The organism is Paenibacillus sp. FSL H3-0302 (genome assembly GCF_037982245.1).
GTDB lineage: Bacteria > Bacillota > Bacilli > Paenibacillales > Paenibacillaceae > Paenibacillus_AQ > Paenibacillus_AQ odorifer.
The window spans coordinates 188,179-200,772 of sequence record NZ_CP150284.1 but is presented as its reverse complement, the minus strand read 5'-3'; the positions used below and the strand labels follow the sequence as shown (position 1 = coordinate 200,772).

The window sequence follows — 12,594 nt, the reverse complement described above, 5'->3', positions numbered from 1 at the left end:
CCCATTTCATATAAATATCAATATAATACTTTATGTAATATAATTACATTATAAATAAATAATACAAAATAAAAATTTATAGACAATAGCCTTACGAAGCCTATCTTGTCTATGTAATCTATCCATTATATAATTCCAGCATTTGAGAGAATAGTTACTGCTGTCATCACTATTGTCACATGACAAATTTGTAAATTTAACCAGTTATTATTCATCCTATTTAGGTATACTTTAGAGAACGAAAAAACTGGCCTCATGTGTGTTCAATCAGTTGAGAACAGTTACGTATCCCTTCTCGTTCAGCTACCTCCTTATAGCTCGATGAACCCTCTTAATACGCTCTGACCGCCTTTAATTTGAATTCCTCTGTATACTTCTGAAATGTTTGACCTTTTTTAGCCATAAAAAATATCCCCTCCAAGTGGCACTCAAGTCTACATGATAACATGAAGGTTTTTTTGAGTGTCTACTTGAAGGGGATAATATCAATCAGCGGGTCTTTCAAATGGAGCCGAGGGGAGTCGAACCCCTGTTCGAAGATAATGACACATAATCTTCTACGAGTCTACTTACAGTTTTGATGTCATCCTAGAAGCATTCTAACCAATATTTGATAAGTCATTCTGATTAAGGAGACTGGTCATAGGAATAACTCCTTAGTATAGTGATCCATTTATATAAGTTAATCCTGAATATATCGGTTTTTCACAGTGCTTCTTCAATACGCAGAAAGTACCTTTGGCGCTACAGATGATGGCTGGATCCTTTTAATTTTTAGAAGTTGCTAATTCCCTGCAGAATCAAGATACGCTTCAGCTTCTTCTATCGATTCGTACAAGTTTGCAATATCTTTAAACATACGATTCATTTGCGTTTTGTAGAACGCCGTAGGCGCAACATACACCCATTTGTGTTTTGTGGACATTCCAGCTTTCACAGCATCTTCACCAGTTGGAGCAAGAATTGCCATCACCTCTTGCTTAAATACCAGACCACCAGTGATTACAGTCATACCTGTAAACCCTCGCTTAGTTTTCTTCAGTATCTTCGGAAATTGTTCTGCGTACGCAAAGGCATCCTCAACTTCCATACCGTCCGATGTTACAATAATTCTGTTTTTATTTTTAACATAATCAATAGTGAAACTCATAATAGTAATTCCCCCGAATATTTTTGCTTTTGAGTGCTTAATGCCATAATCTAATCTTATATCAGTTCGAGCTCTTATAGATGTAGTTTCGGAAAATGTGCCACAAATATTAACTTCAAAGTGAATGATCTAATTTTAGATGTAGACAACATGTCTACAAAAATAAATACTTTTAGTTCCCCATAATTCCTTGTCTGCATTCGGTCTACAATTCAATCACTAAACAGCAAAAAAACCGCTATCTCAGCGGGTTCCTCTTATGGAGCCGAGGGAAGTCAAACCCCTGTCCGAAGATAACGGCACATAAGCTTCTACGAGTGTAGTCAGAGCTTTGATGTCACAAAATTCATGACTCCCGCCAGAAAATTGTTTTACGGTGTAGTTGTAATTCTAAACTCAAAACTGTGCTATAGCGAAAAATCGGTAACACCCTTTTTATAGGAAAATTTAAGACTATATGTTTCTTCTTTTCCATAGGGCATTGTAGCAATTTTTATACGAGTATAATCAAGCCTGCTATCTCTTAAAACTCTCTTTACCAAGGCTATACTACGTTCTTCTTCCGTAATGATACAAAATATATTAAGAGCATATTTTTTTGGGTCGGAAATGCATTTGCCCATATCAAAGCCATCAACACAACCTAAGTTAGCATCTATTAGAGATATGTCCAGGTATTCCATTACTTTATCTCTTAACCAGTTATCACGTTGGCTTCCTTTTTCACTTTTTAGAGGATACTGTACTACTAACCAAAATTTTTCACTCATTCATAATCACCAGCCAATGAAGAGATTATTATAATAATTATAACAAAGAAACTTTGCAAAAGGGTATCGTTAACAATAGTATGGGAACCATCCTCATGAGGACGGTATTCGTGGTGGTAGAGAAATCTTTTGCAGTTTAAAAATATGCATACCAAACATTCCGAAGACCTCATAGTAGACATGATAAACCACAAGTACACATTTGAGGAATTGGCTGAAATCATTAAAAAGCATGGCCTAACTTTAATTATGAGGATACAAAAAAGCGACCCCTAAAGGTCGCTTTTTCTAATACTCCATATGGAGCCGAGGGGAGTCGAACCCCTGTCCGAAGATAACGGCACATAAGCTTCTACGAGTGTAGTCACAGTTTTGATGTCACCCGAGTATCGCCCCGTAATAAGCTATACGTTGGGTCAGCCTGATTGTCTTCTTCAGCTCACCGCAGGCGGAGATGAGACAGCGTATCCCACTATTTGTTAGCCCCTATCCCTGTCACATGGGCGATGCAGAGTAGAAGCACGCGCACAGTTTCTTAGGCTGCGAAAGCGTAGTTGTTTTGTTGTTTGCCGTTTAATAGGCTTTAGCGTTGATGAAGCGGACGCGTCCCCACTACTCGCTACTCATGCTCGAACTATCCCCGTCGAATCCAAGAACGGCCCCTCATTAAAAAGGGCGCTTCGGATCAAGCGGATCTTCCAAGCAAGAGAGATCCAATCTACAGCTTCTTATTCAAGAAAACTGTAACGAAGCAATAACTAACTTACTTACTCAGTATAGCACATTTATCAACACTTTAACACGTGGGTTAAAGGAATTGAAGGTTGAAACTGGAACTCCTTTGAATCGTCTAGTTCTCCCAGATTATCTGGCGATCTTTTGCTTATCACGCAGTACACGCTGGATATCACGTTGAGCATCTCGCTTGGCAGCCGAGTCACGTTTGTCATACTCTTTTTTACCTTTACCAAGACCAATCAGCAGCTTCGCATAGCCATTCCGCACATAAATCTTAAGCGGCACAATCGTAAACCCATCTCGCTTGGACAAGCCCAGCAGTTTATGAATTTGCTCCTTATGCATTAACAATTTACGTGTGCGTGTGGGATCAGTAGGATTGGCACGGTTACCTTGTTCAAAAGGGCTGATATGCATGTTGTGAATCTGAATCTCACCATTGCGGATCGTAGCAAAAGCATCTCCAATATTAGCGCGGCCATTACGCAGCGACTTGATCTCTGTACCCGTCAGCACCAAGCCAGCTTCATAAGTATCCTCGATAAAATAATCATGGGAAGCTTTCTTGTTCTGGGCGAGTACTTTCCCGTCTGCTTTTTTACCCATGAGAATCACTCCTTGAATCATATTCATAAGTTAAAATAACCATGTCTGTCTAATCTTAAACGACACAGCCATCGAACGTCTGATCTATATTGTAACAAATGGAATCAAGTGAGCGCAAGGAACCTTCAACCAAATATACCTCACCTAATTTGTCATATAGTTGTCAGTAACATTACCCAATATCTAGCATTTGTTACAAAAAACATTAATTTGAGTTGATCTGGACTTTTTTAGAAAATAGCGAGGTTAGCCTTTTGCTTGTGCGCCTTAATTAACAGATAGTTATCCACTAATCTCTTACATATCTATATCCATCTACCCTATTTACTTATTACCTATTGTTCTCAATTATCCGCTTCCCCCTACTTGGATATACATCTATTCGACGCCTATTCAAATAGTGCCGCTTTTACCTATACTGTGCCTATCCTATACTGCACCTATCCTCTACCTATCCACTTTGCTATCACCTACGTTTTTCTATATAAATGTATTTCGTGCAACTATTTAAGCCTTATCACCGCCAAAAAACTGATTAGTTGCACTTTCTGCAGCTAAAAAAGCAAAAATCAAACCAATTAGAGGTAACTCATCAGATTTAGATGTACAAAATGCAACTAACTGCCACTTTTACTACATAACCCAAATTTAACTGCACATAATGCAATTAACCAAGCCTGTTATGAGTTAAAAAGCACCGCCCCCAAGAGGGACGGTGCTTAGTATCGTTATAGAGTTATGCAACGCATAACCGTCATTTATTTCTTTTTACGCTTACGTGGTGCTCCTTCTGGAGCGCCGCCATTATTGTCACTCCGTTTAGAAGTGACTTGCTCAGACGTCTCTACGTTGCCTGGTGTCACGGACTGGCCGATAAACACGCCGCCTTTGGTTTTCTTTTTGCGGCGGCCTTTGCCTGTAGGAGCGCCGTTACGGCCTTCTCCACCGCCAAAGTTCCCCCGCGATCCTCGCGGCTGCGGAACTTCGTGCTGCCATCCACGCCCCGCGCTTCGCCGCCGGAGGCGTCGGACGCAGGAGCGCCGTATCCGCCTTTGCCTGAGCCAAAGCCGAAGCTGATGCCGCGTCCACCCGGCACCCCGGTGTCTCCGCCGCGGCCTCGCCCGCCGCTGCGCTCACGCGGCGCGCCTGCGTTGCCGCCGGCTTCGCCTCCGCGCTCTGCGCCCGGCGCAGCAACTACCCGGCTCGCATCCTCGGCCTCGCGCCCGCGCTTCCGCTTACCGCGTCCGCCCGCTGCGCCAACACCGGCCGCTTCGCGCGGCCCTTCGCCGGCGCGCACAACTGCGCCCGGCTTGCCCTTGCCCGCGCCTGCAGCAGCGCCGCCGGGCTTACCTTTACCGCCGCGTCCCTTGCCCGCGGCGCCTTTGCTCCCGGCCGGCTTAATGAAGCCGCCGCCCGAACGGCCGCCCTTGCCTCCGCGGCCGCCTGCAAAGCCACCGCCGCGGTGCTCACCTGGCGCGCGTGGCTTCATGTCGACCAACTCGAAATCGATCGTGTGGTCATCCATATTTACTTTGGCGACTCGGATCTTCACCTCGTCACCAATGCGGAACACACGCGATGTGCGCTCGCCAATAAGCGCCATATGACCTTCGTCGAAGTGATAATAATCGTCGCTCATTGCACTGAGACGAATAAGACCTTCGACGGTATTATCCAGCTCGATGAACATTCCGAAGCTGGTCACACTGCTGACCATAGCCTCGAATTCCTCGCCTACTTTATCCTGCATGTATTCTGCTTTCTTCAGTTGCTCCGTATCGCGTTCAGCTTCTACCGCCACACGCTCGCGTTCCGAGGACTGCTGAGCAATGTCAGGCATCCGGCTAGACAAATAATCATGCCGTTTCTGGGTCAGTGCCCCTCCATTCTCAATCACTTCACGCATTACGCGGTGAATGACCAGATCGGGGTACCGGCGAATTGGAGAAGTAAAGTGAGAATAGTATTCCGCAGCCAGTCCGAAATGGCCCGTGCTCTCCGCATCATACTTTGCCTGCTTCATGGAACGCAGCATCATCGTACTAATGACCGTCTGCTCCTTTGTGCCTTGGATTTGCTCCAACAAATCCTGCAAAGCACGTGGATGAACCGAATTGCCACGACCCTTGACGTGATATCCGAAATTGGCCGCAAAAGCCATGAAATTCTGCAGCTTCTCTGGATCTGGATCTTCGTGAATCCGGTAAAGGAACGGAACCTTCAACCAGTGGAAATGCTCAGCAACCGTTTCATTTGCCGCCAGCATAAACTCCTCGATAATCTGCTCCGCTACAGAACGTTCACGCTTCACGATATCTACAGCCTTGCCGTTCTCGTCGACGATGATTTTGCTCTCTTCAAAATCAAAATCAACCGCACCCCGGCGCATCCGCGCATCGCGCAGCTTCATCGCCAATTCTTTCATGAGGCGGAAATCATCAATTAGTGGACTATAACGTTCCAGCAGCTCTGGATCTTCATCTTCGAGAATTTTACGAACATTGGAGTAAGTCATTCTCTCTTTGGTGCGAATCACGCTCGTAAAGACATCGTGCTTCACAACCTTCATTTGCTCGTTAAATTCCATTTCACAGGACATTGTTAACCGGTCTACCTGTGGATTCAAGCTGCAAATCCCGTTCGATAGACGGTGCGGCAACATCGGAATAACCCGGTCTACCAAATACACACTACAACCGCGGTCATAGGCTTCTTTATCCAGCTCAGAGCCTTCACGCACATAATAACCTACGTCTGCTATATGGACGCCCAGCTTGTAATGTCCATTCTCCAAGCGCTGTACGTTTACCGCATCATCCAAATCCTTAGCATCTTCGCCATCAATCGTAACAATGTTCAGTCCACGCAGGTCGCGTCTTCCTTGCTCCGCAATCTCCTCTTCTGTAATTGAATCAGGAGCACTATCGGCTTCATCCATCACTTCAGCTGGAAATGCTTCAGGCAATTGATGTTTGCGGATAATGGAAAGAATATCAACACCCGGATCATCCTTATGTCCGAGAATTTCAATAATTTCACCCTCTGCCGCTGCTCGGCCTTCCGGATAACTCACAATACGCACAACGACCTTTTGACCATCTACAGCCCCTTTAAAGGATTGCTTCGGAATAAAAATATCACGATTAATCCGCTTATCATCAGGCAGCACAAAACCATAGGTCTCCAGGTTTTGAAAAACACCTACCGTCTGCAACACGCCACGTTTTACAATACGTACTACTTCGCCTTCCATACGTCCGCCGGACGGACTTTTAGAGGTAATACGAATCAGAACGATATCGCCATTCATAGCTCCCTTAAGATCATTTGCATGGATATATACGTCAGGATGATCACGATCATCCGGGATTAAAAAAGCAAAACCCTTCGCATGTGCTTGTAAACGTCCACGCAGCAAATCCATCCGTTCTGGCACGCCATAACGTGCAGTACGGGTCAATACAATTCTTCCATCCTGCTCTAATTCAATCAGCAGCTCCTCGAACTTTTTAAACCCTTCACTATCCTCTAGAGCAAAATGACTCACCAGCTCTTCATAAGTCATTGGTTTATATGCAGTTTCCCGCATGAAATCGAGTAATATTTCTTGTGTTATCATGTTCGTCACCCCAGCCCTCCGCGGCTTCAAGCCGCTGGCAAATATGTATATCTTGTCCTGCCCTGCAGTAATGCCAAGTAAATTTTACCTTTACTACTTCATACCCTAGTATACACGAAATCAATCCTGCGCATCCCTGTTACTGTCATCCAAAGGTTAACACAGTACAAAATTTCCTTTAACTGCTGAAATACATCCATGCCAATTTCAGATTTACTTCCTATCGATCCAACCTTTTTCTTTGCGAATATGAAAAGAAAAGCACCCTTAGGTGCTTTTTAACTCCTTTTAATATAACAAAAAAGCCTCCGCTCTATTCCATTTAGAACAGAGCGAGGGCTTACGGTAGATCTTTTAGTCGATTAAAATAGCAGCTAGAATCGCCATGATGAAGAAACCAGCAGCAAGTCCAACAGTTACACGTTGTAGTACAAGCTCCATACCACGAGCTTTTGTTTTACCAAAGAGATGCTCAGCACCGCCAGAGATGGCACCGGAAAGACCCGCGCTTTTCCCCTTTTGCAGAAGAACGACCGCAATAAGACCGACGGAAAAAATCAGGAGCACAACTTTCAAAAAGATATCCATTCACTTCCACCTCCTACGCCTAAGCATCACTATCTATGGTAATTTAGGTTATCACGATACATAAACAGTATTCTTATTTTATCATAGCGCTGTCGGTAATACAACAGCTTAGACTGTTAAGTCGTAGCTTTTCTTGCAAGATAAGGATAAACCTATTAAAGTCTATCTTCTTCAAATCATAAAAAAGACCCGCCATAACGGCGGGTCTTCGAAGTCTGCTATAAAAGCAGATTATCTTTTAAGGTTGTAGAAGGATTTCAGGCCGTTGTATTGAGCCAATTCACCCAACTCATCTTCGATGCGAAGCAATTGGTTGTATTTAGCAACACGGTCTGTACGGGAAGGAGCACCTGTTTTGATTTGACCAGCATTAGTCGCAACAGCGATATCAGCGATTGTGCTATCTTCGGATTCACCGGAACGGTGGGAGATAACTGCTGTGTAACCAGCACGTTTAGCCATTTCGATAGCATCAAAAGTTTCAGTCAATGTACCAATTTGGTTAACCTTAACCAAGATGGAGTTACCGATACCTTTTTCGATACCTGTTGCAAGACGCTCAGTGTTAGTTACGAACAAGTCGTCACCAACCAATTGGACTTTGTCGCCCAATTTTTCAGTAAGCAATTTCCAGCCATCCCAGTCGTCTTCGGACATACCGTCTTCGATTGTGATGATAGGATATTTTTCAACCCATGAAGCAAGAAGGTCAACATACTCAGCGGAAGTGTAAGATTTACCTTCGCCAGCAAGGGTGTATTTACCGTCTTTGTAGAACTCAGTGGAAGCAACGTCCATACCCAAGAATACGTCAACACCTGGTTTGTAACCAGCTTTTTCAATAGCTTCGATGATTGTAGTGATTGCTTCTTCATTCGAACCAAGGTTCGGTGCGAAACCACCTTCGTCACCTACAGCTGTGTTCAGACCTTTGGATTGAAGTACGGATTTCAAGTTGTGGAAGATTTCAGCACCTGTGCGAAGAGCTTCTTTGAAGCTTGGAGCTCCTACAGGAAGAACCATGAACTCTTGAACGTCGATGTTGTTGTCCGCATGCTCACCACCATTGATGATGTTCATCATTGGTACTGGTAGAGTTTTAGCGTTGAATCCGCCCAGGTATACGTACAAAGGAATATCCAAAGCTGCTGCAGCTGCACGAGCTACTGCCATGGATACAGCTAGGATTGCGTTAGCGCCCAATTTACCTTTGTTAGGAGTTCCGTCCAAAGTAATCATCAATTTGTCGATGCCCACTTGGTCAAGAGCGTCCATACCGATAACTTCTGGAGCAATGATTTCATTTACGTTCTCAACAGCTTTCAGAACGCCTTTACCCATGTAACGGGATTTGTCGCCATCACGAAGTTCTACAGCTTCGTGAGCACCAGTGGAAGCGCCGGAAGGAACGATAGCGCGGCCTTTAGCACCGGATTCCAGATAAACGTCAACCTCTACAGTAGGGTTACCACGGGAGTCAAGGACTTCGCGAGCATATACATCAGAAATAATAGTCATGTAAGTTAATCTCCTTTTAACATTGTTTTGGTCTTACTTGTATAGCTTAAAATCAAAGGCGTTATACCTTACCTTACTTACGGCTAGCAATCATGGATTGTCCGGTCATTTCCGCAGGTTGCGGAAGTCCCATCAAATCTAGGATTGTTGGTGCTACGTCTGCAAGAATACCGGATTCACGCAATACAACATTCTCAGTAGTCACGATGAACGGAACAGGATTGGTTGTATGAGCTGTGAACGGGCGACCGTTCTCGTCAAATACCATATCTGCATTACCATGGTCAGCGATAATAATGGCAACGCCACCTTTGGCAACAACCGCATCCACTACTTTACCTACACACTCATCCGTCACTTCTACAGCCTTGATTGTTGGTTCCAGCATGCCGGAGTGTCCAACCATATCAGGATTGGCAAAGTTAAGAATGATAGCATCCTGTCTTTCCGCTTCGATTTCCGCTACGCAGGCTGCAGCCACTTCGTATGCGCTCATCTCAGGTTGAAGATCATAGGTTGCCACTTTAGGAGAGTTGATTAAGATCCGAGTTTCACCAGGAAGCTCCTCGTCACGTCCACCGCTAAAGAAGAAGGTTACATGCGGATATTTCTCAGTTTCCGCGATGCGCAGTTGCTTCTTGTTTTGTTGAACAAGCACTTCACCCAATGTGTTATCCAGGTTCTTCGGTGAATAGGCTACATAACCTTGTACCGTTTCGCTGAAAGTAGTTAGGCATACGAAGTGCAGGTTTTGCGGGAACAAAGGACCACGATCGAAACCGCGGAAATCTTGATTCGTGAACACTTGTGACAATTGAATAGCACGGTCAGGACGGAAGTTGAGGAATACGACGGAATCGCCGCTCTCTACTGCCGTTACAGGTTTGCCTTCACTGTTTACAATTACACTAGGTTCAACGAATTCATCAAATACCGAGTTTTCATAAGATGAAGTGATGGCTTGCACAGCATCCGTGTATTTAGGGCCTTCACCATAAACCATAGCACGGTAGGCTTTCTCTACACGTTCCCAACGTTTATCACGATCCATTGCGTAATAACGTCCGGACACCGTTGCAATTGTACCCACGCCAACCTCTTCGATTTTAGCTACTAGATCTTGGACAAACTTCTTCCCACTATCAGGAGCTACGTCACGACCGTCCATAAAAGCATGGATATACACTTCATGCATATCTTCTTTTTTAGCCAGGTCAAGCATAGCAAACAGGTGGTTAATATGGCTATGTACCCCTCCGTCGGATACAAGCGCATAAAGGTGAAGCTTTTTGCCAGTGTTCTTAGCATTTCTAACTGCGCTAACCAGGGTTTCGTTATCGAAGAACTCACCCTCGCGAATCGATTTATCGATACGAGTCAAATCCTGATAAACGATCCGGCCTGCACCAATATTCAAATGCCCTACTTCGGAGTTGCCCATTTGCCCTTCCGGAAGGCCTACAGCTTCACCGCAAGCAGTGAGTGTAGTGTTAGGATATTGTTTCAGGTAACGGTCATAGTTAGGTTTGTTGGCTTGAGCAACGGCATTACCTTCTGTCGTTCCACGCAAACCAAAACCATCCATGATGATCAAAGCTACGGGTTTTGGAGCTGACATCTTACTTCGCCCCCTCAACCAATTGAACGAAGGAATCCGGTTGTAAGCTGGCACCGCCAACAAGCGCACCATCGATGTCGCTTTGGCCCATGTACTCAGTTACATTCTCAGGCTTCACGCTGCCGCCGTATTGAATACGAACAGCTTCAGCTGTTGCTGCATCATACAGATCTTTTACAAGACTGCGGATGTAAGCAATAACTTCGTTAGCATCTTGGGAAGTGGAAGATTTACCTGTGCCAATAGCCCAGATAGGTTCGTATGCAATAACAACTTTTGCTGCTTGCTCGGCACTAAGACCTTGGAATGCAGCTTCAGTTTGTACTTTACATACTGCTTTAGTTTGATCAGCTTCACGCTCTTCGAGCTTTTCGCCAACACATACGATAGGAGTAATTCCGTGACGGAATGCAGCATGCATTTTCTTATTCACGATTTCATCCGTTTCGCCAAAATAAGCACGACGCTCAGAGTGGCCAATGATAACATAGTCCACACCAAGATCACTTAGCATTACACCACTGATCTCGCCTGTGTAAGCACCGTTATCTTCAAAGTGTAGGTTTTGTGCACCAATCTTGATGTCAGTACCTTTTGCAGCTGCTACGAGTGCAGGCAGGTTAGTAAATGGAGCGCAGATTACAGTCTCAACGCCTTCTACTTCTGCTTTGCCTTTAATTTCAGCAATAAAGCTTTCTGCTTCAGGAACTGTTTTGAACATTTTCCAGTTACCTGCAATAATAGGTGTTCTCATGACTTATGTTGCCTCCTTCTTAGGTCTTACTTATCGTTCAGTGCTTCTACGCCAGGAAGCGCCTTGCCTTCCATGAACTCAAGGGATGCACCGCCACCAGTGGAGATATGATCCATTTGATCAGCCAGGTGGAATTTCTCTGCTGCTGCTGCGGAATCTCCGCCACCAATAACAGTGTAACCTTCAGTAGTTGCACAAGCTTTTGCTACTGCAAGTGTACCTTCAGCGAATTTATCGATTTCGAATACGCCCATAGGTCCATTCCAGACAACCAGCTTGGAGTTCTTGATAATATCGGCATAAAGTTCACGAGTCTTAGGTCCGATATCAAGTCCTTCCCAACCTTCTGGGATTTCATTGTAATCAACGATCTTAGTGTTAGCGTCAGCACCAAATTTATCAGCAACAACAACATCAACAGGAAGCATGAAGTTTTTACCAAGTGCTTTTGCTTTTTCGATGAATCCAAGAGCAACGTCAAGTTTGTCGTTGTCTACTAGTGATTTACCGATTTCAAAGCCTTGTGCTTTAGTGAATGTATAAGACAATCCACCGCCGATCAGGACGTTATCAGCCAAAGACAACAAGTTATCAATAACATCAATCTTGTCTTTAACTTTCGAACCACCGATGATCGCAGTGAAAGGACGTTCTGGGTTAGAAAGAGCTTTACCAAGAACGGACAATTCTTTCTCCATCAAAAGACCGGATACAGCTGGTAAGAAATGAGCGATACCTTCTGTCGATGCATGTGCACGGTGAGCCGCACCAAACGCATCATTAACAAACAAATCAGCCAATTCAGCGAATTGTTTAGCCAGTTCAGGATCGTTTTTCTCTTCACCTGGGTAGAAGCGAACATTCTCAAGTACAAGTACGTCGCCTTCGCCTAGCTCAGCGATTTTTGCTTTTACAGCTTCGCCAATTGCTTCGTCAGCTTTAGCTACTGGTTTGCCAAGGAGCTCGGACAGACGTTCAGCAGCAGTAGTCAAACGCATGGAATCTACGAATTCGCCTTTAGGACGACCCATATGACTCGCAAGAATGATCTTTGCACCGTTCTCGATCAAATATTTAATGGTTGGAAGTGTTTCGCGAATACGAGTATCATCAGTAATTTTACCGTCTTCTACAGGTACGTTGAAATCCACGCGTACAAATACGCGCTTACCCTTTACTTCTACATCACGGACGCTTTTTTTGTTCATGATTAATTCCTCCACACCCAAAATT

At 44.5% G+C, this 12,594-nt stretch carries 9 protein-coding genes and 1 other RNA gene; all 10 read right to left on the bottom strand.

Annotation, left to right across the window (positions count from 1 at the left end):
* Positions 1 to 784 precede the first annotated feature (784 nt).
* Positions 785 to 1,150 carry a hypothetical protein gene (locus tag MHH50_RS00975; RefSeq protein WP_076126891.1) on the bottom strand — a complete coding sequence of 122 codons (366 nt, stop codon included), beginning with the start codon at positions 1,148 to 1,150 and terminating at the stop codon, positions 785 to 787.
* Positions 1,151 to 1,557: 407 nt separating this feature from the next.
* Positions 1,558 to 1,920, bottom strand: a complete 363-nt coding sequence (locus tag MHH50_RS00970) for a hypothetical protein (protein WP_076126889.1) — start codon at positions 1,918 to 1,920, stop codon at positions 1,558 to 1,560.
* 298 nt (positions 1,921 to 2,218) lie between these two features.
* Positions 2,219 to 2,583: a transfer-messenger RNA gene (gene ssrA, locus MHH50_RS00965) on the bottom strand.
* A 201-nt stretch (positions 2,584 to 2,784) separates the two neighbouring features.
* Positions 2,785 to 3,264 (bottom strand): SsrA-binding protein SmpB, encoded by a 480-nt coding sequence (gene smpB / locus MHH50_RS00960; RefSeq protein WP_036687155.1) that lies wholly within the window; start codon positions 3,262 to 3,264, stop codon positions 2,785 to 2,787.
* 859 nt (positions 3,265 to 4,123) lie between these two features.
* Positions 4,124 to 6,883 carry a ribonuclease R gene (gene rnr / locus MHH50_RS00955; protein ID WP_340034573.1) on the bottom strand — a complete coding sequence of 920 codons (2,760 nt, stop codon included), beginning with the start codon at positions 6,881 to 6,883 and terminating at the stop codon, positions 4,124 to 4,126.
* A gap of 354 nt (positions 6,884 to 7,237) precedes the next feature.
* Positions 7,238 to 7,471, bottom strand: coding sequence for a preprotein translocase subunit SecG (gene secG / locus MHH50_RS00950; RefSeq protein WP_076126868.1), 234 nt, complete (start codon positions 7,469 to 7,471; stop codon positions 7,238 to 7,240).
* A gap of 231 nt (positions 7,472 to 7,702) precedes the next feature.
* The gene (gene eno / locus MHH50_RS00945; RefSeq protein ID WP_036687130.1) at positions 7,703 to 8,989 is read right to left on the bottom strand and encodes a phosphopyruvate hydratase; all 1,287 of its coding nucleotides are present in this window, start codon (positions 8,987 to 8,989) and stop codon (positions 7,703 to 7,705) included.
* A 73-nt stretch (positions 8,990 to 9,062) separates the two neighbouring features.
* Positions 9,063 to 10,607, bottom strand: coding sequence for a 2,3-bisphosphoglycerate-independent phosphoglycerate mutase (gene gpmI / locus MHH50_RS00940; protein WP_076305439.1), 1,545 nt, complete (start codon positions 10,605 to 10,607; stop codon positions 9,063 to 9,065).
* Between the two features lies 1 nt (position 10,608).
* The gene (tpiA, locus tag MHH50_RS00935; protein ID WP_076126864.1) at positions 10,609 to 11,361 is read right to left on the bottom strand and encodes a triose-phosphate isomerase; all 753 of its coding nucleotides are present in this window, start codon (positions 11,359 to 11,361) and stop codon (positions 10,609 to 10,611) included.
* Positions 11,362 to 11,387: 26 nt separating this feature from the next.
* Complete coding sequence (locus MHH50_RS00930) at positions 11,388 to 12,569, bottom strand: phosphoglycerate kinase (protein ID WP_036687122.1); 1,182 nt, start codon at positions 12,567 to 12,569, stop codon at positions 11,388 to 11,390.
* Positions 12,570 to 12,594: the final 25 nt, after the last annotated feature.

Excerpts from the sequence above, each read along its gene's own strand:
- MHH50_RS00975 (WP_076126891.1), bottom strand. The coding sequence starts at position 1,150 with ATGAGTTTCACTATTGATTATGTTAAAAATAAAAACAGAATTATTGTA.
- MHH50_RS00970 (WP_076126889.1), bottom strand. The coding sequence starts at position 1,920 with ATGAGTGAAAAATTTTGGTTAGTAGTACAGTATCCTCTAAAAAGTGAA.
- smpB (WP_036687155.1), bottom strand. The coding sequence starts at position 3,264 with ATGGGTAAAAAAGCAGACGGGAAAGTACTCGCCCAGAACAAGAAAGCT.
- rnr (WP_340034573.1), bottom strand. The coding sequence starts at position 6,883 with ATGATAACACAAGAAATATTACTCGATTTCATGCGGGAAACTGCATAT.
- secG (WP_076126868.1), bottom strand. The coding sequence starts at position 7,471 with ATGGATATCTTTTTGAAAGTTGTGCTCCTGATTTTTTCCGTCGGTCTT.
- eno (WP_036687130.1), bottom strand. The coding sequence starts at position 8,989 with ATGACTATTATTTCTGATGTATATGCTCGCGAAGTCCTTGACTCCCGT.
- gpmI (WP_076305439.1), bottom strand. The coding sequence starts at position 10,607 with ATGTCAGCTCCAAAACCCGTAGCTTTGATCATCATGGATGGTTTTGGT.
- tpiA (WP_076126864.1), bottom strand. The coding sequence starts at position 11,361 with ATGAGAACACCTATTATTGCAGGTAACTGGAAAATGTTCAAAACAGTT.
- MHH50_RS00930 (WP_036687122.1), bottom strand. The coding sequence starts at position 12,569 with ATGAACAAAAAAAGCGTCCGTGATGTAGAAGTAAAGGGTAAGCGCGTA.